This window comes from Streptomyces violaceoruber (assembly GCF_033406955.1).
GTDB lineage: Bacteria > Actinomycetota > Actinomycetes > Streptomycetales > Streptomycetaceae > Streptomyces > Streptomyces violaceoruber.
This window is the reverse complement of sequence record NZ_CP137734.1, coordinates 7,638,526-7,662,105: the sequence shown is the minus strand read 5'-3', so window position 1 is coordinate 7,662,105 and position 23,580 is coordinate 7,638,526. Positions and strand designations below refer to the sequence as shown.

General features: G+C 72.4%; 21 protein-coding genes. 11 read left to right on the top strand and 10 right to left on the bottom strand.

What is annotated here, in order from left to right:
• Positions 1–39: 39 nt before the first annotated feature.
• From rmdA to R2E43_RS34410, 3 genes are all read right to left on the bottom strand, one after another.
• A complete protein-coding gene (rmdA, locus tag R2E43_RS34420) occupies positions 40–2,184 on the bottom strand; it encodes a cyclic Di-GMP phosphodiesterase RmdA (RefSeq protein ID WP_332056940.1) in 2,145 nt (714 codons plus the stop codon).
• Entirely contained in the window at positions 2,181–2,993 is an 813-nt protein-coding gene (locus R2E43_RS34415) for an SAM-dependent methyltransferase (RefSeq protein WP_011027452.1), read from the bottom strand. The genes rmdA and R2E43_RS34415 overlap by 4 nt, the downstream gene beginning before the upstream one ends.
• A 225-nt stretch (positions 2,994–3,218) precedes the next feature.
• A complete protein-coding gene (locus tag R2E43_RS34410; protein ID WP_011027453.1) occupies positions 3,219–4,172 on the bottom strand; it encodes an SCO0930 family lipoprotein in 954 nt (317 codons plus the stop codon).
• Positions 4,173–4,938: 766 nt separating this feature from the next.
• Here R2E43_RS34410 and R2E43_RS34405 point away from each other — a divergent pair.
• The 3 genes from R2E43_RS34405 (at position 4,939) to R2E43_RS34395 (ending at position 6,580) form a co-directional block, all read left to right on the top strand.
• Complete coding sequence (locus tag R2E43_RS34405; RefSeq protein WP_332056939.1) at positions 4,939–5,070, top strand: hypothetical protein; 132 nt, start codon at positions 4,939–4,941, stop codon at positions 5,068–5,070.
• A 15-nt stretch (positions 5,071–5,085) separates the two neighbouring features.
• Positions 5,086–5,850 (top strand): bestrophin-like domain, encoded by a 765-nt coding sequence (locus R2E43_RS34400; RefSeq protein WP_332056938.1) that lies wholly within the window; start codon positions 5,086–5,088, stop codon positions 5,848–5,850.
• Between the two features lie 211 nt (positions 5,851–6,061).
• Positions 6,062–6,580 (top strand): lipoprotein, encoded by a 519-nt coding sequence (locus R2E43_RS34395; RefSeq protein ID WP_003977927.1) that lies wholly within the window; start codon positions 6,062–6,064, stop codon positions 6,578–6,580.
• Positions 6,581–6,662: 82 nt separating this feature from the next.
• Here R2E43_RS34395 and R2E43_RS34390 read toward each other — a convergent pair whose 3' ends face one another.
• Positions 6,663–7,157 (bottom strand): hypothetical protein, encoded by a 495-nt coding sequence (locus R2E43_RS34390; protein ID WP_016325544.1) that lies wholly within the window; start codon positions 7,155–7,157, stop codon positions 6,663–6,665.
• 330 nt (positions 7,158–7,487) lie between these two features.
• Between R2E43_RS34390 and R2E43_RS34385 the strand changes: the two genes are divergently transcribed.
• Positions 7,488–8,153, top strand: a complete 666-nt coding sequence (locus R2E43_RS34385) for a class F sortase (protein WP_011027455.1) — start codon at positions 7,488–7,490, stop codon at positions 8,151–8,153.
• 31 nt (positions 8,154–8,184) lie between these two features.
• Here the strand turns inward: R2E43_RS34385 and R2E43_RS34380 are convergent, their stop codons facing one another.
• Positions 8,185–9,024, bottom strand: a complete 840-nt coding sequence (locus R2E43_RS34380; protein WP_332056937.1) for a polysaccharide deacetylase family protein — start codon at positions 9,022–9,024, stop codon at positions 8,185–8,187.
• Positions 9,025–9,134: 110 nt separating this feature from the next.
• On the opposite strand from R2E43_RS34380, the gene R2E43_RS34375 reads away from it, so the two are divergent.
• Both R2E43_RS34375 and R2E43_RS34370 read left to right on the top strand, forming a co-directional pair.
• Positions 9,135–9,596 (top strand): universal stress protein, encoded by a 462-nt coding sequence (locus R2E43_RS34375; protein ID WP_003977923.1) that lies wholly within the window; start codon positions 9,135–9,137, stop codon positions 9,594–9,596.
• A gap of 120 nt (positions 9,597–9,716) precedes the next feature.
• Positions 9,717–11,123: an amino acid permease gene (locus R2E43_RS34370; protein WP_332056936.1), complete on the top strand. Its 1,407-nt coding sequence runs from the start codon at positions 9,717–9,719 to the stop codon at positions 11,121–11,123.
• On the opposite strand, the gene R2E43_RS34365 is transcribed toward R2E43_RS34370, so the two are convergent.
• Positions 11,120–11,935, bottom strand: coding sequence for an alpha/beta fold hydrolase (locus R2E43_RS34365; protein WP_332056935.1), 816 nt, complete (start codon positions 11,933–11,935; stop codon positions 11,120–11,122). The two genes, R2E43_RS34370 and R2E43_RS34365, sit on opposite strands and share 4 nt — an antisense overlap.
• 57 nt (positions 11,936–11,992) lie before the next feature.
• Here R2E43_RS34365 and R2E43_RS34360 point away from each other — a divergent pair, with 57 nt between their 5' ends.
• The gene (locus R2E43_RS34360) at positions 11,993–12,466 is read left to right on the top strand and encodes a MarR family winged helix-turn-helix transcriptional regulator (RefSeq protein ID WP_003977920.1); all 474 of its coding nucleotides are present in this window, start codon (positions 11,993–11,995) and stop codon (positions 12,464–12,466) included.
• 1 nt (position 12,467) lies between these two features.
• Here the strand turns inward: R2E43_RS34360 and R2E43_RS34355 are convergent, their stop codons facing one another.
• The gene (locus R2E43_RS34355; RefSeq protein ID WP_332056934.1) at positions 12,468–13,622 is read right to left on the bottom strand and encodes a CapA family protein; all 1,155 of its coding nucleotides are present in this window, start codon (positions 13,620–13,622) and stop codon (positions 12,468–12,470) included.
• A 253-nt stretch (positions 13,623–13,875) separates the two neighbouring features.
• Between R2E43_RS34355 and R2E43_RS34350 the strand changes: the two genes are divergently transcribed.
• From R2E43_RS34350 to R2E43_RS34340, 3 genes are all read left to right on the top strand, one after another.
• Positions 13,876–14,430, top strand: a complete 555-nt coding sequence (locus R2E43_RS34350; protein WP_003977918.1) for a sigma-70 family RNA polymerase sigma factor — start codon at positions 13,876–13,878, stop codon at positions 14,428–14,430.
• Positions 14,431–14,571: 141 nt separating this feature from the next.
• Positions 14,572–15,087: a hypothetical protein gene (locus tag R2E43_RS34345; RefSeq protein WP_003977917.1), complete on the top strand. Its 516-nt coding sequence runs from the start codon at positions 14,572–14,574 to the stop codon at positions 15,085–15,087.
• 195 nt (positions 15,088–15,282) lie between these two features.
• The gene (locus R2E43_RS34340) at positions 15,283–15,933 is read left to right on the top strand and encodes a zf-HC2 domain-containing protein (RefSeq protein WP_332056933.1); all 651 of its coding nucleotides are present in this window, start codon (positions 15,283–15,285) and stop codon (positions 15,931–15,933) included.
• A 38-nt stretch (positions 15,934–15,971) separates the two neighbouring features.
• On the opposite strand, the gene R2E43_RS34335 is transcribed toward R2E43_RS34340, so the two are convergent.
• The gene (locus tag R2E43_RS34335) at positions 15,972–16,835 is read right to left on the bottom strand and encodes an Fpg/Nei family DNA glycosylase (RefSeq protein WP_332056932.1); all 864 of its coding nucleotides are present in this window, start codon (positions 16,833–16,835) and stop codon (positions 15,972–15,974) included.
• A 40-nt stretch (positions 16,836–16,875) separates the two neighbouring features.
• Positions 16,876–18,966, bottom strand: a complete 2,091-nt coding sequence (locus R2E43_RS34330; RefSeq protein ID WP_332056931.1) for a SpoIIE family protein phosphatase — start codon at positions 18,964–18,966, stop codon at positions 16,876–16,878.
• Positions 18,967–19,087: 121 nt separating this feature from the next.
• On the opposite strand from R2E43_RS34330, the gene R2E43_RS34325 reads away from it, so the two are divergent.
• Complete coding sequence (locus R2E43_RS34325; protein WP_332056930.1) at positions 19,088–20,500, top strand: lipase maturation factor family protein; 1,413 nt, start codon at positions 19,088–19,090, stop codon at positions 20,498–20,500.
• A 19-nt stretch (positions 20,501–20,519) separates the two neighbouring features.
• Here the strand turns inward: R2E43_RS34325 and R2E43_RS34320 are convergent, their stop codons facing one another.
• Positions 20,520–23,543: an alpha-mannosidase gene (locus R2E43_RS34320; RefSeq protein WP_106518300.1), complete on the bottom strand. Its 3,024-nt coding sequence runs from the start codon at positions 23,541–23,543 to the stop codon at positions 20,520–20,522.
• Between the last annotated feature and the right edge of the window lie 37 nt (positions 23,544–23,580).

Below are 23,580 nucleotides of genomic sequence, written 5' to 3'. Positions count from 1 at the left end.
GCCGCCCGTCACAGGCCGTGAGCCGGGCGGTGGCCCCGCTCAGCCCGTCGCGTCCACCAGGGCCAGTTCGTGCAGCCGATCCGGCGGGCCCGGGCGGGCGTAGTACCAGCCCTGGGCCGTGTCGCAGCCCAGTATGCGCAGTTGCTCCGCCTGGGCGCCGGTCTCCACGCCCTCCACGGTGACCGCGAGGTCCAGGCTGTGGGCCAGGGCGACGATCCCTTCTACGATCTTCAGGTCGACGGGGTCGGCCGGGAACTGCTGCATGCTCTGCGTGAACGAGCGGTCCAGCTTGAGGACGCTCACCGGCAGCCGGCGCAGGTTGGCGAGGTTGGAGTAGCCGGTGCCGAAGTCGTCCAGGGCGATGTCGACGCCCATCTCGGCCAGCCGGCGCAGCGGCTTCAGCAGGTCGTCGTCGGCGCCGATCAGCGCCGACTCGGTCACCTCCAGGCACAGCGCGTCGGGCGCGACGCCGGTCCGCTCCAGGATCTCCACGGTGTCCTGGACCAGGCCGGGGTGGGTGAGCTGGCAGGGCGAGAGGTTGACGTTGATGCGCAGCGGGCCCGCGGCGCCGCTCTCGCCGTACCGCTCCCGCCAGACGCGGGCCTGCCGCACGGACTGCTCCAGGACCCAGCGGCCCAGCGGCACGATCAGCCCCGTGTGCTCGGCGAGCGGGATGAAGCGGTCGGGGCCGAGCACCCCGTGCTGCGGGTGCAACCAGCGCACCAGCGCCTCGGCGCCGCGCACACTGCCGTCGCCGAGGTGGACCAGCGGCTGGTACTCGATGAAGAACTCGCCGCGCTCCAGGGCGGCGGGCAGCGCGGTGGTCAGCCCGTGCCGGGTGATGACACGGGCGTCGGCCTCCGGGTCGGCCAGCTCGAAGCGGTTGCCGCCCGCCGACTTGGCCCGGTACATGGTGATGTCGGCGCTGCGCAGCACCTCGGCCGGGCTGCGCTCGCCCGCCGGGCCCTCGACGATGCCGATGCTGCCGCGCACGGTCAGTTCCCGGCCGTCGACGCTGACCGGGGCGAGCAGCGCGTTCATGATGCGTCCGGCCAGCTCGTCGACCTCGTGCCGGGTGTCCGGTCCGGTGGTGAGCGCCACGAACTCGTCGCCGCCCAGCCGGGCCACCATCTCGCCGGGCGCGGTGGCGCAGGCCTGGAGGCGGTCGGCGACCTCCACCAGCAGCCGGTCGCCGGCCGCGTGGCCGAGGCTGTCGTTGACGGTCTTGAAACCGTCGAGGTCGAGGTAGCACAGGCCGAAGCGTTGGCCCGGGCCCGCGTTCAGGGCCTTCTCCAGGCGTTCGAAGAAGAAGCTGCGGTTGGGCAGGCCGGTCAGCGCGTCGTGCGTGGCCTCGTAGCGCAGTCGCAGGTTGAGCAGCCGCCGTTCGGTGGTGTCCTCCATCAGCGCGAGCTGGTACTGCGGGGTGCCGTCGGCGTCGCGCAGCAGGGAGACGGTGAGGTTGGTCCACAGGACGGTGCCGTCGGGCCGGTAGAAGGCCTTCTCCACGTGGTAGTGCTCGCGCTCGCCGCGCACCAGCTCCTCGTAGAGCCGCCAGGTCTGCGGGGCGTCGTCGGGGTGCGTCCACTCGGTGGCCCGGCGCCCGCCCAGCGTGGGGTCGGCGATGCCGAACATGCGCATCAACGCCTCGTTGACCTGGAGGACGTTGCCGTCCAGGTCGGCGATGCCGATGCCTATGGCGGCGCCCTCGAAGACCGCGCGGAAGCGGGCCTCGCTGGCGTGCAGGGCCTCGGCCACCACTCCCTGCGCCTTCAGGGCGGCCTGCGCGATGGCCTCCTGCTCGGCGAGGGTACGGGCGCGCAGTGCCCCGGCGAACCCGGCCGCCATCGCGTGCTGGAGCCGCGCCGAACGAGCCCGCAGGTCCTCCGGGTCGCCGTCCCCGCCGCAGTAGAGCACCAGGTAGGCGTCGACGCAGTCCAGCGTCCGGGAGAGCGCGTCGGGGTCGGTGCAGTGCACGTCGACGAGGGCGGCGCCGACGGCCCTGGCCTCCTCCGCGTCGAAGGCGCGGGCGCGCAGCACGCCGCTCAGCCGGCGGGCCAGCGGCAGCAGTTCCGCCTCGAACTCGGGCCGGGTGGACGACGTCGAGGTCACCGGGAACACGGCCCGGCTCCAGATCGTCGCGAACCGCCGCAGTCTGTCCTCCGGCCCGTCCGGCTCGGCGCTCACGCCGTACGCCCCACTCCGGCGAACCCGGAGAACGCGTACGGGTCCTCTTCCTCCGGCTCCCCCTCCGGCCTCCAGCGCGGCATCGGAACCAGTCCGGGTTCCACCATGTCGTACCCCTTGAAGAACCGCGCGATGTCCTCGCGCGAACGCATGATCAGCGGATTGCGGATGTCCTTGTACACGTCCACCGCGCCCCCGGCCCGCTCGGCGGGCAGCGGGATGCCCTCGTACGAGGCGTGCGTGAGGACGAGCAGGCTGCCGGGCGCGAGCGCGTCGCTCAGCTCGGCCACCGCAGCGTACGGGTCGTCCTCGTCTTCCACGAAGTGCAGTATGGCAACCAGCAGCAGGGCGACCGGCCGATTCAGGTCGAGCAGCCGCTCCACCTGGGGACTGGCCAGGATCTCCCGCGGCTTGAGCAGGTCGCCGGCCACGACGTCCGCGTCGTCGTGGCCGGCCAGGACGGCCTCGCTGTGCGCGACCGCCACCGGGTCGTGGTCCACGTACACCACGCGGGCGCCGGGGCGGCTGCGTCCGGCCACCTCGTGGACGTTGCCGAAGGTCGGGATGCCGGAGCCGATGTCGAGGAACTGGTCGATGCCCTCGCCGGCCGCGAAGCGCACGGCCCGGCGCATGAACGCCCGGTTCGCCTGCATGATCTTGGGGAGCCCCGGCATGAACTCCATGGCCCTGCGGGCCGCTTCGCGGTCCACCTCGAAGTTGTGCGAACCGCCCAGGTAGAAGTCGTAGATCCGGGACACGCTGGGCACCGAGATGTCGATGCTGCGAGGGGCCCAGGCGGGACGCTCCATCTAGCTCTCCAAGGCATAGGCGATCCGGTGTTCGAGCTGAGGCTACTGATCGCCCGCCAAAGGGGCGAGCCCAAACGGAAATTGACCGTCCGTTCCCGGTCACTGCCCGGGGCACGTGCCGTGGGCGAAGGCATGCCAAAGCGCACGAACGGGACCGTCCCCTCCGCTGGGCACGGAGGGGACGGTCCACTGGCCGGACGCCGAAGGGCGGCGGGCGGGAGGTCGCTACTTCTTCGGCGCGCCGACCGGCTTTCCGTCGGGCTTGACGGCGTACCAGGTGCCGCCGACGCCCTGACCGTTGGTGTCCCCGGCCTTCTTGTCGCCGGCGAAGGTGTAGATGGGCCAGCAGTCGATCGTCTGCTGGGCGGCGCCGTCGGGCCGGGTGAAGCTCATCAGCCCCTTCTTCACGACGCCCTCGGTGTCGTTCGCCTCGACGGGCGCCACGACCGGCCACTTCGCCAGGCAGGCGCCGGTGCAGGCCGACACCGGCTTCGGCCAGGCCTCGTCCTTCATGAAGCGGTAGACGGTCATGCCGTTCTTGTCGACGACGATCTCGCCGAGCTTCGGGTCCTCGCGGGTGGACAGCCCGGCGGCCGGCTCGGCCTTGGCCTTCTTGCCGTCGGCGGCCAGCGCGTACCACTTCTTGCCGACGCCCTGGCCCTTGACGTCCCCGGCGGCGGTGTCCTTGGCGTAGCGGTACGCGGGCCAGCCGCCGATCGTGAGCTGCTTGGTGCCGTCGGGGCGGGTGACCTCGCCGAGCAGCTCCTTGTCGATGCCCTCGCCGGCGAGGGCGTCGTCCGCGGCGACCGGCGGCCACTTGGTGGCGCAGTCGTTCTCGCAGGTCGTCTTGGGCGGCTGGGCGGTGTCGGCGTCGAAGCGGTAAAGGGTGCGGCCCGCTCCGTCGGTCACCAGATCGCCGATCTCGGCGTTCGCCGAGACGGACAGCTTGCCCGCCGGCTCCGGCGCGTTCGCCGAGGCCTGTCCGGCACCGGCACCGGCGCCGGTGCCCACTCCGTCACCGGCGCCGGTGCCCAGGTCGCCGACGTCGCCGGGGGCGGCCGTGGCGCCCACGTTCTGGCTGCCGGTGGGGCCGCCGCCGTCCTGGCCGCACGCCGTCGTCAGCGCCAGCAGCGCCGCGGCGCCCGCCACGAGTGAGGCGCTCCGCCAGGAGGTCTTCATCGTCAATCCCCGATCGTCACGAAGGTGTTGGGGCGCCCTGCTGGGCCGCCGCACGACACTGGGTACGCACGGGGCAGCCCGTTGTGTTCAACCGGTCGCGGGTTTTCTTCCGGTCCGCCACCGGCGCGCGGCGCCTCGTACAGGTTTACGGGCCCCGGCGCGGGCCGGTCCGCCGTCGTCAAACCCCTGGTGAGGCCGTGTCCCTCCTTCGGGGCAATCACCGGGTACTCGGGCGTGGGACGGTGCGCCAGGCTTCATGATCTGCGTCGTGCATGGACCCGAACCGACCCGATCCGCCGCTGCCGGACGGGTGTTGGCCCTGGTGACGTTGACGTTCACCCTCGTCGGCATACCGGTCGGCGCGGCCCGGGCCGACGCGTGTGCGTACGCGTCGACCGGACCGGACGGCACCGACGCGGTGGCGGTCGCCGGGAGCGCCTCCTGGCCCACCTTTCCGCCCTGCCCCAAGCCGACACCGACACCGACGCCCCCACCGACGCCCCCACCGGACCCCGAACCGACGCCTCCCCCGCCCGAGCCCACTCCTCCGCCCGCCCCGAAGCCGCCCCCGCCGAAGCCACCGGCGCCGGAGCCCGAACCGCCGCCGCCTCCCGCCCCGCGGCCGGCGCCGCCGCGGCCCGCTCCTGAGCCGAGCCCGACGCCGACGCCCGCTCCCACCCCGCCGCCGGTCCGCCCCGCGGCGCCCGCCCCCGCACCCTCGGTCACGCCCACGCCCACGCCCACGCCCCGTCCGTCGCTCAGCCCGGTGCACTATCCGCGCCACCGCGCCGCCCGGGCGCCGCGGCGTTCCTCGCGCGGGACCACGTCACCGCTCGTCTTCGTCCTGCTCATCACGGTGCCCGCGGTGGTCGCCGTGGCCGCGCTCCGTGCGCGCTGATCCTGGAGGCCTCTCTTGCCGGAATGGCTTGTTCTCACCCTCGCGATGCTGGCCGCCTGCGTCGTGGTGGTCATCATCACCCTCCTACGGCACCGCACCGCGTCCGACGACGAGGACATCACCGAGACCCCGGACGTCATCGAGTACATGACGATGTGGATCGGCGTGGTGTACGCCATCGTCCTGGGCCTGGCCATCGCCGGCGTCTGGGAGGCACGCAGCGCAGCCGAGGCCGACGTGCAGACGGAGGCCGTGGCGCTGCACGAGGTCTCGGAACGTGCCCGGGTCTACCCGGCCGACGTCCGTGACCGCATCCGGGCGGATGTCAACGCCTATGTCGGACACGTCGTCACCACCGAGTGGAAGGCCATGGCCGACCACGGCGAGGTGACCGACCGCGGCACCGAGCTGCTCGACCGGGTACGCGCGGACGTCACCGACTACGAACCGAGGTCGGACTTCGAGGCGCAGGCCTACCAGCCCCTCGTGGACCAGGTGGCCCTCGCGGACCAGGCCCGCAACGCCCGTGCGCAGTCGACCGGGGCGACCATGCCGGGGGTGGTGTGGTTCGGGCTGATCGCCGGCGCCGTCATCACCATCGGGATGGTCTTCGCCCTGCAGATCCGGCGCACCACCCGCGAACTGGTCCTCGCGGGGCTGTTCTCCGCGCTGATCGCCTTCCTGCTCTTCCTGATCTGGGACTTCGACGCCCCCTTCAGCAGGGGCGTCGCGGCCTCGACCGACCCGTTCCTGAGCCTGTTCCCCGGCGCCGGGGACTGACCCGGCACCGACACGGCACCGACACGGCAGCGGGGACGGTGACGGCCGACACGCCGTCACCGTCCCCTGAGCGGCCCACACTCTTGCCCCATTCGCGCGACTGCGATCGCGGCGACGTGCACGGCTTCCTAGCGTTTCGGACATCGAGGTGCATTCCTGGCGCGAGCGGAACAGGTCCGCCGCCGCTCCTCGGGGATCCGGAGGATTCACCATGCGCGCGATACCCGTCGCCTCGGTCGCACTGCTGGGCGCCGCCGCCCTCTCCGCCTGCGTACCGGCCGGGGCCGTGGGCTCGAACACGTTCGGCTTCACCGTCAGCCCCGCCACCGTGGCACCCGGCGGCCAGGTCACGCTGGGGGTGGGCCGTACCGAGGCGGGCTGCCGGGGGCGGGTCACGGTGACCTCGCCGGTGTTCGACACGGTCACCATCCCCCGGCACGAGTCGTCCGCCACGGCGCGGGTCGACCGGGACGCCCGGCGCGGGGCGGTGTACCGGGTGACGTTCGCCTGCCGGGACAAGACCGGCACGGTGGACCTGACGATCGCGGGCGGCGGCTCGCACCACCCGACCGACGAGCCCTGGCGCGACAAGGGCGTGCACGCCGGGCAGGGCGGCAGCGTCGCGGGGTTCGACCTGAAGCAGATCGGGTTCGGCGCGGCGCTCATCGCGGGCGCGGTGGGCACCGCCTACCACCTCTCGCGCCGCCGCTCCGGCGAGGACCGGGCCTGAACCGTCCGCATCGCGCGCGGCACTTCGCCCCGGATCCCACCGGATCCGGGGCGAAGTGCCGCTGCCGTCCTGCGCCGTGCGTTCAGATCCTCCGCTCGGACCGTCGGCGCATCCAGAACAGTCCGCCGCCGGCCACGGCCGCGGCGACGAGCCCGCCGCCGATCGCGATGTCGGTCGGGGTCGCCCCGCTGGAGCTGCTGCCGCCGAGACCGCCTCGGACACCGCCGATGACGGTGAACGCGGCCGGCCGGGTCAGCCGGCGGCCCGAGCAGTTGACGGTGATGTCGTACGAGCCCGGCCTGGCGTCCTGCTTGATGGTGGCGGTGCCCTTGGACGTCTCGTTGGCTCCCCTGACCGGCGTCAGGTGGGTGGTCCGGAAGGCGTCCGAGGTCATGGTGCCGCCCTGGGGGCAGCCGTCGACCGTGACGGTCATCTGGCCGCCGCGGGCGATCACGCTGGGCAGCGCGACGATGTTGCTCGGCTGGTTGTGGTCGCCGCCCGCGGTGGCCGTGGGGGCGGCCAGTCCGAGGACAGCGACGGCGGCGCCGGCTGCCGCGAGGGCACGAGTGTTGCGCATGTGATCCTCCGCGGAAGACGCCCCGGGTCCCGTCCCCGGTCGATCGGCGAGAAAGCGCCTCCCAGAAAGACCCTCAGTTGCGCTGCCCGCAGCCGCATTTCGGGAATGGTCCGTCCTGGTGAGCGGCTTGCCGGACCGAAACCGCACGAGTGGATATCGCCGCAGGTCACGCCCCGTCAGAAAATCTTGCCGGTCGCCTCCCGGATGGCGCACGGAAGGACGCGCGCACCACCCGTTCGCCGCCGCCCCGTCGCCGGTCCCCCGCACGGCGCTTAGCGTGCTCGTATGCGCGGATGATCCGGCGACGGCCGGGTCGAGAGGGGATGGCGAATGTACGACTCCGAGTTGGCCGAAGAGGAGGAGCGGCGGCGGAAGCGCGCTCCCTGGGGCGTGATAGCGCTTGTTCTGCTGACCGGTCTCGCGCTCATCCGCAACGGCTCCGGGGAATTCGACGTGGGCCCCCCGCAGCCCGCGTCGGCCGCGGCGTCGGACACCCGCTCGGCGGTCGGCGACGGCGCCGCAGCCGGAGTGACCCCGCTGCCCTACTCGGTGCCCGACCAGGTCTCCATCCCCGCCATCCAGGTCGACGCGCCGGTCATGGGGGTCGGTCTCGACGCGGACGGCTGGGTCGACGCGCCGCCGCCCGAGGACCCGAACCTGGCCGGCTGGTTCACCGGCGCGGTCTCCCCGGGGGAGAAGGGCACCGCGGTCGTGGTCGGCCATGTCGACAACCAGCAGGGCCCCGCCGTCTTCTACGGACTCGGGGCCCTGAAAAAGGGAAACAAGGTGGAAGTGCACCGCCAGGACGGAAAGACGGCGGTTTTCGAGATCTACGGCATCGAAGTTTTCGAGAAGAACAATTTCCCCGGCGACCGGGTCTACGGCTCGAAAGGCAGTCCCGAATTGCGGGTCATCACCTGTGGCGGCGGTTTCACCAAGCAGAACGGCTACGACGGGAACGTGGTCGCCTTCGCCCGCCTGGTCGAGGTCCGCTGAGCGTGCCCCGGCCGGGCGGGCCCGGCGGCGGTCAGACCAGGCGCCGCCGGGGGACGGTGAGGTGGTAGCCGGAGTCGAGCAGTTCGGGCAGATAGCGCCGCAGGGCGCGGACACTCTGCGAACGGTCGCCCCCGGCGTCGTGCGAGAGCACCACGACACCGGGGGCCGCGCCTTCCGCGACCCGGTCGACGATGGTGCCGGTGCCCGGTGTCGTCCAGTCCAGGGTGTCCACGGTCCAGGCGAGCGGCTCCATGCCGAGTTCCGAGCCGAGCTGGAAGGCGGCCCGGTTCCACGCGCCGTACGGGGCCCGGAACCAGCGGGGCGCCTCCCCGTAGGCCTGCTCGACGACCTCGCTGGTGCGTTCCATCTCGGAGCGGATGCGCCGCCGGGTGAGTTTGGTCAGCAGCGGGTGGGACCAGGTGTGGTTGCCGACCACGTGTCCCTCGTCGGCCATCCGGCTCAGCAGGTCCCGGTTGTAGTCCGCCATCTCCCCGCACACGAAGAACGTCGCCCGCACCTCGTACTTCGCCAGGGTGTCCAGGATCTTCGGGGTGTACTCGGGGTGGGGTCCGTCGTCGAAGGTGAGCAGCATGGTGCGGCCCCGGCCCGTCATGCGCAGGATCGGCTCGCTGCGCACCGGGGGCCGGCCGGGCGCGGCCCGCGGTGCGCCGTATCCGGTCAGGGGCTGGAGCCGGTAGGCGGAGGGTTTGAGCGGGCTGCGCTGTACAGGGCCCGGGGCGGGTACGGGGGCGGGCGGCCGGGACGGTCCGTGTCCCAGGCCCGCCACGAGTGCGCCGCCGGCGCCGGCCGCGCCCAGGGCCGCGACGCCGGTGAGCAGGGTGCGGCGGGTGAGCAACTGGTCCTTCTTCATGACTCATCAGTCGCCCGGTCACGGCGCGCCGCACCTGAGCAACACCGGTGCGGCGGCATGAAACCACCCGCCCGGCTCAAGATCGCCGGAGTCTCCGATAGCCTCGCCGCGTGACGGAACAGCACTCCCATCAGTTCGAACGCGGCACCGACGGGCCGAAGGTCATCGTCGTCGGTGTGGACGGCTCCGACTCCTCGCTGCGGGCCGCGGCCTACGCCGGTGGGATGGCCCGGCGGCAGGGCGCCCTGCTCGCCGTGGTGTACGTGCAGCCGGTGCTGGCCGGTGGTGCGGCGCTCGGGGCGTCGGTGGCGGAGACGACCGACGAGATCGCCGAGGAGCTGGTGGCCCAGATCCGGGAGGCGACCGAGCGGGTGAAGGGGATATTCGACATCCGCTGGGAGTTCCACACGTTCCGCGGCGACCCGTACAGCGGTCTGCGGCAGACGGCCGACGAGCTGAAGGCGGACGCGGTGGTGGTCGGCGCCTCCGAGCAGGCCGGTCACCGGTTCGTCGGCTCGGTCGCGGTGCGGCTGGTGAAGGCGGGGCGCTGGCCGGTGACGGTGGTTCCATAGCACCGGTCGGGCCGGTGTGCGCGTCGTGGGACCTTTGTGCGTCGTGACTTCCGTCACGGACGTGTGTGCGTCATCATGATCCACCGTCAGCCGTTTGCCGTTCACGAAGAGGTGAGGCGCATGGCCCGGTTCCGCATGGGTGAGGGTGTTCTCCGCCGCAAACCCATCGAACACATCGAGGAGACGGAGAGCGGCGGGGGCCTGGTGCGCTCGCTGGGACTGTGGCAGCTGACCGCGATCGGCGTCGGCGGCATCATCGGGGCGGGGATCTTCACGCTGGCCGGCACGGTCGCCAACGGCACGGCCGGTCCGGCGGTCCTGATCTCCTTCCTCATCGCCGGTGTGGCGAGCGCCGCGGCCGCCCTGTCCTACGCCGAGTTCGCCGGGCTGATCCCGAAGGCGGGCTCCGCCTACACCTACGGCTACGCGGTCCTGGGCGAGCTGGTGGGCTGGTTCATCGGGTGGGACCTGCTCCTGGAGTACACGGCGATCGTGGCGGTGGTCGCGATCGGCATCTCGGGCTACTTCAGCTTCCTGGTCGGCGAGATGGGCGCCGACCTGCCGAACTGGATGCTGGGGGCGCCGGGCACCGGGAACGGACACAAGGTCGACCTGTTCGCTGCCGCGCTGTGCCTGCTGATCGCGTACCTGCTGACGCTGGGGATCAGGAACGCCGCCCGCTTCGAGATGGTCGTGGTGGTGCTGAAGGTGCTGGTGGTGCTGCTGGTGATCGGGGTCGGCGTCTTCCACATCAACAGCTCGAACTACCACCCGTTCTTCCCGTTCGGCGTCGGCGGGGCGTTCACCGGTGCGGCGACGGTGTTCTTCGCGGTCTTCGGCTACGACGCCATGTCGACGGCGGCCGAGGAGTCGAAGGACGCCCAGCGGCACATGCCGAAGGCGATCATCTACTCGCTGATCATCTCGATGGTGCTGTACGTGGCGGCCTGTCTGGTGCTGACGGGCATGCAGAACTACAAGGACATCGACCCGGAGAGCGGCTTCTCGACGGCGTTCAAGTCGGTGGGGCTCAGCTCGCTGGCCGACATCATCGCGGTGGGCGCCATCATCGGCATCCTCACGGTGATGTTCACCTTCATGCTGGGCGTGACCCGGGTGTGGTTCTCCATGTCGCGCGACGGGCTGCTGCCCAAGTGGTTCGCCAAGACGCACCCGACGCGGCACGTGCCGACGCGGGTCACCTGGATCGTCGGGGTCGCGTCCGCGGTGATCGCCGGGTTCCTGCCGATCGGCGAGGCGGCGGAGCTGACCAACATCGGCATTCTGCTGGCGTTCGTGGTGGTGTGCGCGGCGGTGATCGTGCTGCGCTACCGGCAGCCGGACCTGCCGCGCACCTTCCGTACCCCGTGGATGCCGTTCGTGCCGGCGCTGGGCATCGTCTTCTCGATCTGGCTGATCACGTTCCTGCAGTGGCAGACCTGGGTGCGGTTCGCCGTGTGGTTCGTGATCGGCCTGGTGATCTACTTCGCGTACTCGTACCGGAAGTCGGAGCTGGCGCGCCGTTAGAGGGTGCGCAGGAACCCGGCGACGATGTCCGTGAAGACCTCGGGCCGCTCCATGTTCGGGTAGTGCGCGACTCCTTCGACGAGAGCGGAACGGCCGTCCGGGACCGTACGGGCGAGCCGTTCCGCGTCCGCGATCAGGTCGGGCGCGTCCAGTGCGCCGTTCACGGCGAGGACCGGGACGTCGATCTTGGGGACGCGGGCCCAGGTGCCGGTCAGGGGCACGTGGTGGTTGACCTCGTCCGGCGTGTGCTTGGTGAGGGTGCCGAGCGCCATCTCGCGCACCCGGCGCAGCACGTCCGGGTCGACGTCGTCGAGGGTGCGGTGCTCCCCCGGCACGAAGCGCAGGAACGCCGTGAGCCAGCCCTCGACGTCGCCCGCGCCCAGGGCGCGCGCCTGGTCGGCCTGCACCTGGCGCACCCACGGGTCGGTGTACTCGAACTCGCTGGTGGACGCCCCGCAGGCGACCACCGCACGGACCAGCTCCGGGTACTCGATGACGGTGTCGGTGGCGATGGCCCCGCCCATGGACACGCCGACGAGTACCGCGGGGCCGGTGTCGAGGTGGCGCAGCAGCGCGGCGAGGTCGTCCGCCCAGCGGAACGGCCTGCTCGCGTTGGCCGAGGCGCCGTGTCCGCGCACGTCGGGGGCGATCACCCGGTACTCGCGGGCCAGGGCCGGGATCTGGGCGTCGAACACGCGGTGATCGGTGAACCCGGAGTGCAGCAGGACGACCGGGTCTCCCGCGCCGGTGTCGCGGTAGGCGAGGCCGCCGTCGGCGGACGTGAAGAAGCGGAGGTCCGAAGCAGCAGTCATGACAACCAAGGTGTCATGTGAGGTCGACTTTGGCAACCTGGGTGTCATGATGGCGGGGTGAACGACATCGACGCACCCCTCCCCCCGGACGCGCTCGCCCGGCGCCTCACCGAGGTGTACGACCTGGTCGGCCCCCTCTACCGGCGCGCGCAGCGCGGTGTCGAGCAGGGCCTGGACGGCGACGGCCTGTCCGTGGGCGTCCGCGCCGTGCTGACGATGCTGCGGCGCGGCGGGCCGATGACCGTGCCGCAGATGGGCCGGGCCCAGGCGATCAGCCGTCAGTTCGTCCAGCGGATGGTCAACGACGCCGCGGCCCAGGACCTGGTGGAGAGCATCCCGAACCCGGCGCACCGCCGGTCCTCTCTGATCCGGCTGACCGCCCGGGGCCGGGACACGATCGACGCGGTCCTCGACCGGGAACACCGACTGCTGCGCGAGGTCGGCTCGGACCTCACGGACGCCGACGTCACCACCTGCCTGCGGGTGCTCGACGCCATGCTGACGGCCCTGGACCACGTGGCGGACGCCTGACCTACCTCCCCATCACGAGCCCGTCCTCGGCGGCGCCCCGGCTGAGCACCACGTCGCGGATGCGGTCGCGCACGGCGCGCAGGTCGGCGCCCCCGTCGATCGCCCGGTTGAGGTTCACCACCCGGCCGGCGTCCACGTCGAACAGCTGCGGGACGAACTCGGCCTTCGTCACCTTCCAGCGTTCGCCGGCCCGGCCGGGCGGGGCGAAGGTGAAGCGGCCGATGGCCGACTGGTTGCCGCGCGGATCACGGACGCCCTCGTTGTTGACCATCTCGCCCGCGATCTGGTCCCCCATGCCGTACACCACCCAGGTGCCGTTGACCTTCTCGTAGGCCTGCGGGACGTGGGCGTGGGTGCCGAGCACGAGGTCGATGTCGGGGCGGTCGCCGGTGCGGGCCGCGGTCAGGCTCCGGGCGAGGGCCAACTGGTCCTGGTCGGGCTCGTCCTGCCATTCGGTGCCCCAGTGCATCGACACGACCACGACGTCGGCGCCGCCCTTCCGGGCGGCCCGCGCGTCCTCGACGATGCGCGCCTCGTCGATCAGACCGACCGCCCAGGGCTGGTCCGCGGGCAGCGGGTGGCCGTTGGTGTGGAGGGTGTAGGCGAGGTGGGCCACCTGGGCCCGGCCCGCGCGCAGCACCGTCGCCATGTCCGCCTCGGCCTTGGTGCGCGCCGTCCCGGCGTGCCGTACGCCCGCCCGGTCGAGGGCGTCCAGGGTGCGGCGGATGCCGTCGGCGCCGTCGTCGGCGCTGTGGTTGGAGGCCGTGGAACAGCCGTCGTAGCCGGTGGCGGCCAGCGCCTCGGCCACCTCGGGCGGGGACTTGAAGAGCGGGTAGCCGCTGTAGTCGCCGTTCGCGCCGTAGACGGTCTCCATGTGGCAGAGGGCGAGGTCGGCCCGCGCGACGACGGGCCGGGCACCGGCGAGCATGGGGCGGAAGTCGTAGCCGGTGCCGGCGGCGTCGTAGCGGGCCCGCTCGATGATCGAGTCGTGCGGGAGCACGTCTCCGGAGGCGACCAGGGTGAAGGCACCGGTGTCCGCGGCGGACGGGGCCGGGGCCGGCGGCTTCGGCGGTTCGTGGTCGCGGGCCTGGCAGGCCGCGCCCGCGGTGAGGAGGGCGGTCAGGGCCAGGGCCACCTGCCGGCTGCGTGTGATCATCCGTTCACTCCGCTGGGTCGCACACACCAATGAAAAGTCACATTTACTTACAAACAGGTAAAGAGGCTCGGTTCGCCACACGCGGCTCCGACACGCCCATTAGCCCGTCCGGCGTGCGCGAACGGGGTGCCCGGACCACACACCCACCGCACGCCGACCGTTCGTCGAACCGTTCGTCGACGCGATCGACCGTCCGCCGCACGCCCGTGCGTACGCCCTGTCCCCGCACGGTCCACTGCGGTGCCATACGGCCATGACGGCCGGAATCACCCTCACGGACACAGCGAACGGGACGACCGCCGAGCACGAGCTCGCCGCACTGCAACGCGAGCACGGCCGGCCGCTCTTCGCGCTGCTGCTGCGGCTCAGCGACGGCGACCGGCAACGCGCCGAGGACCTGGTGCAGGAGACCCTGGTCCGCGCCTGGCAGCATCCCGAGGCCCTGCGCGCCGACGACTTCGACTCCGTACGGCCGTGGCTGCTCACCGTGGCCCGGCGGCTGGCGATCGACGCGCGCCGCGCCCGCCAGGCCCGCCCCCCGGAGGTCGGCGACGCCGTGCTGGAGAACGCGCGCGTCTGCGCGGATCACGCCGAACGGGCCGCCGCCGCCCTCGATGTGCGGGAGGCTGTGAAGACACTCACTCCGGAGCACCGTGAAGTCCTGGTGCTGGTGTACTTCCAGGGGGCGAGTGTGGCGGAAGCCGCGGCCGCCCTCGGCATCCCACCCGGTACCGTGAAGTCCCGCGCGTACTACGCGCTGCGCGCCATGCGCAGGGTGCTACCGGGATACGCCGCCGACCTGCGGTGAAACCGACCCTTTGGTCAAGCCTCCGTAAAGCGCCTTGCCCAGGACCCCGGTTGAGCAGTCGGCTGTCCTCATCCGTGTTCCGGACGGGGGTCCATGACCCGGGTCGGGCGACGCGCACGCACCGGAGGAAGGCAGGAAGGGATGCTGCACAGAGGTCAAGAGAGCACGGACGGCACCGGTGGGGGCGAACTGAGCGTTCCCATGGCGTGGTTGTACGCCGAGTACATCGCCGACGAGCTGCTGCGGACCGGCGACCTGATGCCGCCGACGTCCTTCGAGTTCCGCGCCGGACGCGACGCGCTGGCACTCACCGTCTTCCTGTCCGACACGGAGAACGAACTGAGCGGCATCCGGGTCGTCACCCACCTGGAGACCTGGTTGTCCCTGACGGCCTACGACCAGCCCTGGCACGAGTGGGTGCACGGGCGGCTGGCCGAGGTCACGGCCGACGCCGTCGCGGCCGGACGCCACTCGCCGGACCTGGAGCTGGCCCGGGCGGCCTGGCGCTGGCTCCAGGACACCGAACTGCTCGCCCCGGACCTGAACGCGGTGCCCGGGGGTGCGCCGGTGACCGGAGAGGACGAGGGACCGAAGGTGTGGACACCCGCCTGGCAGCTCGGGCTGCCGCTGGGACACCTCGCCATCCACCTTTTCTAGCCTCCCCGGCCGGCCTCTTCCGGCCTCCCCGGCCGACCTCACGAACTTTCCCGCGGGACGGACCAATCCACGCCCCTGGCCGCTCCGAACACCTTGGTTGCGATTCCGGGGCGGCTTGAGTGATTCGGCTGTCGGGTGCGTACGGGTGGGAGCAAGGAGTAGCCCCACCCGCACCCAACGGTACGAGGATTCGGCATGAGGTCCCTGGAAAGGCATCGTGACGTCGGCGCCTACGCGCTCGGCGTGCTGGACGAAGCGGAAGCCTTCCGTTTCGAGGACCACCTCATGGAATGCCCCCGGTGCGCGGCCCAGGTGACCGAATTCGGTCCCGCCACCCGCCAGTTGATGCTGTTCCGGCAGGCGACACCCCGTATCGTCCACCCCCTGGCCAGGCCGGGACCCCGGCTGCTCGACCGGCTGCTGTCCGAGGTGACCACGCGCCGGCGGGCCGGCCGGCGGCGGGGGCTGTACGCCGTGGCCGCCGCCGTCGTGTGCGCCGTGGCCGGGCCCGGCGCCGTGCTGTACGCGAGCCAGGGCGACGCGGCGGCGCCGGTCACCGCGACCGACGCCCGGTCGGGGGTGTGGGCGCGGATCACCGCCGAGGACGAGACCTGGGGCACGGACGTGCGGCTCGAGGTCAGGGACGGGGGCGGCCCGCGCTCCTGCCGGCTCGTCGCCGTGGGGCGCGACGGGTCCGAACAGACGATCACCAGCTGGATGGTCCCCGGGCACGGCACCCGGCCGCACACCATGCGCGGCGGGGCCGCCCTGCATCCCGGCCAGATCGACCGCTACGAGGTGCGGACGGCGGACGGCGAGCACCTGGTGACGCTGCCGGCCGGATGACCGCCGCCCCGGGAACGGACGTCACCGGGTGGGCACCGCTACTTCAGCAGCCGGGACATCCTGCGGTCCGCGAGCGGTTTGCCGCCGGTCTGGCAGGTCGGGCAGTACTGGAGCGAGGAGTCGCTGAAGGAGACCTCGCGGATGGTGTCCCCGCACACCGGGCAGGGCTCTCCGGTGCGGCCGTGGACCCGCAGCCCGCTCTTCTTCTCGGCCTTCAGGCGTCCGGCGGCGATGCCCCGGGAGCGCTCCACGGCCTCGGTGAGCGTGTCGCGCAGCGCCGCGTACAGCCGGGCGGTCTCCTCGTCGGTGAGGGAGGCGGCCAGCTTGAACGGCGACATCTTCGCGGCGTGCAGGATCTCGTCGCTGTACGCGTTCCCCACGCCCGCGATCAGGCTCTGGTCGCGCAGGGCGCCCTTGAGCTGCCGCCGCTCCCCGTCGAGGAGGGCGGCGAAGCGTGCCTCGTCGAAGTCGGCGGCGAGCGGGTCGGGCCCGAGCCGGGCCAAGCCCGGCACCTGCCGCGGGTCGGCCACGACGTAGACCGCGAGCCGCTTCTGCGTGCCCGCCTCCGTCAGGTCGAAGCCGGCGCCGGTCTCCAGGGCGACCCGCAGCGCGAGCGGGCCCTTTCCGGGCTTGGGCAGGCCGCTGGGGAGGCTGTCCTTCCAGTGCAGCCAGCCGGCCCGGGCCAGGTGGGTCACCAGGTGCGGGCCGCCGGCGGTCTCCACGTCGAGGAACTTGCCGTGGCGGTGCACGGCCGCCACGCGGTGCCCCTCCAGCGCCGTGAGCGGGGGGTCGTACGTCTTCAGGACGCTGATCGCCACGGGCAGGACCCGGACGATCTCGCGGCCGGTGAGGTGTTCGGTCAGGAAGGCGCGGAGCGCCTCGACCTCGGGCAGTTCTGGCATACGTCCAGAGTGCCACCGGCCACCGGCGGCGCCAGCGGGTTCAACCCGCCCCGTGCGCCACCACGAACTCCGCCCAGACGACCTTGCCTCCGCCGCGCGCCTCCACGCCCCACGCGTCGGCGAGCGTGTCGACCAGGAGCAGCCCCCGTCCGGACACCCCGTCGTCCCCGGCCTCCCGGCGGCGCGGCAGGGCGCTGGAGGAGTCCTCGACCTCGACCCGCAGCCGCCGGTCGGTTCCGGTGAGCAGCCGCAGGGTGACGACGGCGGAGCCCTCGGTGTGCATGAGGGCGTTGGTCATCAGCTCGTCGGCGACCAGTTCGATCTCGTCGCTCTGCCCCTTGGCTCCCCAGGAGCGGACGGCGGCGCGGATCATGTGCCGGGCCTCGGTGAGGCCTTCCGGGTCGCCCGGGGAGACGTGCTGCTGGACCCGGCCGAAGGTCCGCGGGGCGCCCAGGCCGTGCCGGCGCAGCACCAGCAGCGCGACGTCGTCGTCGCCGCGCCGCTCGTCGACCACGTCGATCAGCCGGTCGGCCAGGTCCCGCACGTCCTGCGGCCCGGAGGTGATCAGCGCGGTGAGGACGTCCATGCCCTCGTCGAGGTCGGCGCCGGGCTGCTCGACCAGACCGTCGGTGCACAGCAGCAGGGTGTTGCCCGGGTCCAGCTCCAGGGTGGCGACCGGGTAGGCGAGGCGCCCGAACTCGGCGGACAGGCCGAGCGGCAGCCCGCCCTCGACGCGCACCAGGCGGCAGGTGCCGTCCCCGAAGCGCAGCAGCGGGTCGATGTGTCCGGCGCGGACCACCTGGACCACTCCGGTGCCCAGGTCGGCCTCCGCGTACAGGCAGGTCGCGAAGCGGTCGGTGTCCAGCTCGTGCAGGAAGACGGAGGCCCGCGCCATGACCGTGGCCGGCGGGTGGCCCTCGGCGGCGTAGGCGCGCAGCACGATGCGCAGCTGGCCCATGACGGCGGCGGCATGCGTGTCGTGGCCCTGGACGTCGCCGATCACGGCGCCGACGCGGCCGCCGGGCAGCGGGATCAGGTCGTACCAGTCGCCGCCGATGTCCCGGCCGAGCGCGCCGCCGATGGAGGCCGCGCGGTAGCGGACGGCGACGTCGCAGCCGGGCACGCTGGGGATGGTGCGCGGCAGCATGGCCTGCTGGAGGCCCTCGGCGAGGTCCATCTCCTGCTCGTAGAGCATGGCCCGCTGGAGGCTCTGCGCGATACCGCTGCCGAGCGCGACCAGGACGTTGCGGTCCTCCGGGGAGAAGCCGTGCCGGTCGCTGTAGAGCAGCCCGATGGCGCCGATGGGCCGGGCCTGGGCGATCAGCGGCAGGTAGGCGGCCGCGGTGATGTCGAGGTGGGTGATGTCCTTCCACAGCCCGGGGTAGCGCTCGGCGAACTCCTCCGGCGACTCGATGAAGCGGGGGCTGAGGGTCCGTACGGCCTCGCTCATCGGGTACGGCTCGTCGATCCGGGTGACCCGGGTCCCGGGGATGAAGCTGTTCTCGGGGCCGTCGGCGACCAGCCGGATGCGGCCGGCCTCGACCAGGCCCATCACCAGGCTGGTGGCGCCCAGCCGGGTGAGTCCGTGGGTGTCGCGCAGCACGTCGATGACGTCGTCCACGGTGCGGGCGTGCGCGAGGGCGGCCGTGGCGAGCTGGACGACGTTGGTGAGCCGCCGGCGGGCCTCGTCCAGCGCGGCCTGCTCGCGGCTGGCCGCGATGTCGGCCATCTCCTGGGTGGCGTCGCGGACGATGCCGATGATCCGGCGGGGGCGGCCGGTCTCGTCCCGGCGGATGTAGCCCTGGGTGTGGGTCCAGCGCAGGGTGCCGTCGCGGCGGCGCAGCCGGAAGTAGGTGCCGTAGTTCTCGCTGCCGTCCTTCATGGCCCGCGCGACGATCGTGTCCATCCGGCGGCTCTCCGCCGTGGGCACGCGCTGCGCCAGCGACTCGGGGCGCCCGTCGTACTCCTCCGGGCGCAGGTCGAACACCTCGTGGGCCTGGGCGTCCATGTGGAACAGTCCGGCGTCCAGGTCCCAGTCGAAGCTGCCCATGCGGTTGAGCGCCAGGATCGGGTCCGGGTGGGCGGGCCAGTCGTCCGGGAGTGACGGGGCGCTCGCTCCCCGATCAGACATGGACCCCACCTTGCCAGGATTTGTCGGAATCTTCGAGTCCTGGTCGCCGGACAGGGGAAAACGTCCCGGGGGCGGCGGCCGGGGCGGGGGTACACGGAGCGGGTACGAGAGGAGCCCGGCCGTGGAGTGGTTCACCGCACCCGACTACTGGCTGGCCCGGCTGGTCTTCCAGCGGGCGCTGGCCGTCGTGTACCTGGTCGCGTTCCTGACGGCCGCCCTGCAGTTCCGGGCACTGCTCGGCGAGCGCGGTCTGACACCGGTGCCCCGCTTCGTCGAGCGGGTGCCGTTCCGGCGGGCGCCGAGCCTGTTCCAGTGGCGCTACTCGGACCGGCTCTTCGCGGGCTGCGCCTGGACGGGCTGCGCGGTGTCGGCGGCGCTGGCGGCCGGGCTGGACGCGCTGCTGCCGCTGTGGGGGGCGATGCTGCTGTGGCTGGTGCCGTGGGCGCTGTACCTGTCGATCGTCAACGTCGGACAGACCTGGTACTCCTTCGGCTGGGAGTCGCTGCTGCTGGAGACCGGCTTCGTCGCCGTGTTCCTGGGCAACGAGGAGGTGGCGCCGCCGGTCGTGGTGCTGTTCCTGCTGCGCTGGCTGCTGTTCCGGGTGGAGTTCGGGGCGGGGCTGATCAAGATGCGCGGCGACGAGTGCTGGCGGAAGCTGACCTGCCTGGACCACCACCACGAGACCCAGCCGATGCCGGGCCCGCTGAGCTGGTTCTTCCACCACCTCCCTAAGTCCCTGCACCGCGTCGAGGTCGCCGCGAACCACGTCACGCAGCTCGTGGTGCCCTTCCTCCTGTTCGCCCCGCACCCCGTGTCGACGGCCGCCGCGGCGCTGATGATCGCCACCCAGCTGTGGCTGGTGCTCTCGGGCAACTTCTCCTGGCTCAACTGGGTCACCATCGTGCTGGCCCTGTCGGTGGTCCGCTTCCCGGCCGACGCCCCGTCCGTGGCCGCCGCGCCGCTCTGGTACGAGGTGGTGGTCCTGGCGGTGGCGGCGCTGCTGGTGTTCCTGAGCCACCGGCCGGTGCGCAACATGATCTCCCGCCGGCAGGTGATGAACCGCTCCTTCGACTCGCTCCACCTGGTCAACACCTACGGCGCCTTCGGTTCCGTCAGCCGGGTCCGCTACGAGGTGGTGATCGAGGGCACCGCCGACGAGGTCGCCAGGAAGGACGGCGACTGGCGGGAGTACGAGTTCAAGGGCAAACCCGGTGATCCGCGCCGCTGGCCGCGCCAGTTCGCGCCGTACCACCTGCGGCTGGACTGGCTGATGTGGTTCGCCGCGCTGTCGCCCTCGTACACCGGGTCGTGGTTCGGCACCTTCGTGGAACGGCTGCTGGAGAACGACCGCGCCACGCTGAAGCTGCTGCGCAGCTCCCCGTTCCCGCCGGACGCGCCGCCCCGCTTCGTGCGCGCCCGGCTGTTCCGCTACCGGTACACGACCTGGCGGGAGCTGCGGGAGACGGGCGCGTGCTGGGAGCGGACCTACGTGCGGGAGTACCTGCCGCCGACCCGGCTCACCGCTCCCCGGTGAGCCGGGCCCGTCGAGGACGCTAGGCGCGCTTCAGCCGCAGGGTCGTCAGCTGGAACGGGCGCAGGCTCACGGCGATCCGGTCGCCGTCCGGCCGGGGGGCTTCCGTGTCCGCGAGCGGGCGTTCGAGCAGGTCGGTCACCTGCACGTCCGCGACCGCGAACCCGGCCGTCAGCGTGGCCCGGGTCCGGCCGCCGTGGGCCTCGTGGAAGCGGACCACGACGTCGCCGCTGCCGTCGTCGGCGAGCTTGACGGCGGTGACGACGACCGCGTCCCGGTCGACCGTGACGAGTGGGGCGACCTCCGGGGCGCCGCCCGTGAGGTGCCGCTCGGGCAGGTTGATCCGCCAGCCCTCGCGCACGGCGTCGCCGATGCCCGCGCCGGGCACCAGCGCGTGCCGGAAGCGGTGCACGCCCTGGTCGGTCTCGGGGTCGGGGAAGCGCGGGGCGCGCAGCAGGGAGAGCCGGACCGTGGTGGTCGTACCCGCGTCGGCGTCGGTGCGGACGGTGCGGGTGACGTCGTGGCCGTACGTCGAGTCGTTGACGAGTGCGACGCCCCAGCCGGGCTCCTCCAGGTGCACGAAGCGGTGGTTGCAGGCCTCGAACTTGGCCGCCTCCCAGCTGGTGTTGGTGTGGGTGGGCCGGTGGAAGTGCCCAAACTGGGTCTCCGACGCGTACCGTTCGGCGTGCACGTCGAGCGGGAAGGCCAGCTTGAGGAACTTCTCCGTCTCGTGCCAGTCCACCTCGGTGTCCACCTCAAGACGCCGCTCCCCCGGCGCCAGGGTCAGCACCTGGGTGACGCGGGAGGAGCCGAAGGAGCGCACGATCCGCACCGAGGCGCCGTCGTCGCCGGGGACGACCTCGTCGGCGTCGGTGAGATCGGTGACCGTGTTGCGGTAGAACTCGTCGACGTCCCAGGCGTCCCACATGTTCGGGAAGTCGGGGTGGAGCTGGAGCAGGTTGCCCGCCCCGCCCGGCGCGATCGTCTCGCGGTCGGCGGCGAGGTCGTACGCCGACACCACCAGGCCCCGCTCGTCGATCTCGACCCGCAGCAGGCCGTTGTCCAGGACGTGGCCGCCGCCGGGGCGCGGGCTGAGGCCGGTGCGTCCGTCGGTCGCGGGGGACGCGGCGGCGCCCGCCGGGACCCCGGCCCGCGCGTGCGGGGCGGAGTTGAAGACCAGTGGGGTGTCGCCCTCGCCGGCCAGGGCGCGCTGGGCGGCGTCGATGATGCCGTTCAGCTCGGCGGCGACCCGGTCGTAGGTCGCGCGGGCCTCGCGGTGCACCCAGGCGATGGAGGAGCCGGGCAGGATGTCGTGGAACTGGTGCAGCAGGACCGTCTTCCAGATCCGGTCCAGGTCGTCGTACGGGTAGGGGAACCCGGCACGCACGGCCGCCGTCGCCGCCCACAGCTCCGCCTCGCGCAGCAGGTGTTCGCTGCGCCGGTTGCCCTGCTTGGTCTTGGCCTGGCTGGTGAGGGTGGCGCGGTGCAGTTCGAGGTACAGCTCGCCGACCCAGACCGGCGGGGCGGGGTTCTCGGCCTCGGCCTTCTCGAAGAAGGCGTGCGGGGTCTCCCACTCGACCGTCGCCGAGCCTTCGAGGTTCCGCAGCCGGGCCGCCTTGGCGACCATCTCGCGGGTGGTACCGCCGCCCCCGTCGCCCCAGCCGGTGGGGGCCAGGGAGTGCCGGGCCACGCCCTTGTCCTTGAAATTCGTCGCCGCGTGGGCGATCTCGCTGCCCTTCATGGAGCAGTTGTAGGTGTCGACGGGCGGGAAGTGGGTGAAGATCCGGGTGCCGTCGATGCCCTCCCAGCGGAAGGTGTGGTGCGGGAACTTGTTCGTCTGGGACCAGGAGATCTTCTGCGTCAGCAGGTACTTGGCGCCGGCCGCCTTGATGATCTGCGGGAGGCCCGCCGCGAAGCCGAAGGTGTCCGGCAGCCACGCCTCGTCGTTCTCGACGCCGAACTCGTCGAGGAAGAACCGCTTGCCGTGCACGAACTGCCGGGCCATCGCCTCCGAGCCGGGCATGTTGGTGTCCGACTCCACCCACATGCCGCCGGCCGGCACGAACCGGCCGTCGGCCACCGCCTTCTTGACCCGCGCCCACACCTCGGGCCGGTGGTCGCGCACCCACGCCCACTGCTGGGCCTGGGACATGGCGAAGACGAAGTCCGGCTCGTCCTCCAGGAGGGCGGTCATGTTGGAGGTGGTGCGGGCCACCTTGCGTACGGTCTCGCGCAGCGGCCACAGCCAGGCCGAGTCGATGTGCGCGTGCCCGACGGCGCTGATGCGGTGCGCGGAGGGGACGGCGGGAGCGGCCAGCACCTCGGTGAGGCGGGAACGGGCCTGCTCGGCGGTGCCGTTGACGTCCTGGAGGTCGATGGCGTCCAGCGCCTTGTCGACGGCGCGCAGGATCTCCCAGCGGCGCGGCGAGTCCACCGGCAGCTCGGCCATCAGCTCGCCGAGCACCTCCAGGTCGAGCACCAGGTTCCACACGGTCTCGTCGAGGACGGCGAGGTCCATGCGGGTGAGGGTGTACTGCGGTTCGCTGCCCGCGGTGTCCTTGTCGCCGAGCGGGGTCGGCACGAAGGGGTGGTAGTCGAGGATGACGGGGTTGGAGGCCGCCTCGACGTGCAGGCGCACCTGCTCGCCGCCCTCGACGGGGGCGCCGATCCGCACCCACTGGTTGCGCGGGTTGAGGCCCTTCACCGGGGTGCCGTCGGGGCGGTAGACCAAGCCCTCGCACTGGAAGCCGGGCATGTTCTCGTCGAAGCCGAGGTCGAGGATCGCCTCGACGGTCTTCCCGGCCCACTCCGTCGGCACGGTGCCGGTGACGCGGAACCAGCTGGTGCCCCAGGGCGCGCCCCAGCGGGCGCCGACCTCGATGGGCCGCGGTTCGGCCGCGAGCCCCTCCTCGACGGGGACGGGCTCGCCGGGCGCGTTCCACACCGCCACGTCCAGCGGTACGGACTCGGGGTAGAGGGCGGGGCGGACACGCTCGTCGAGGACGCGCTTGAGGCGGGCTTCGACCAGGCTGCGGTCGTCATGCATACGGGTGCTCCGGGGTCGGGGGCGGGTGATTGCCTGG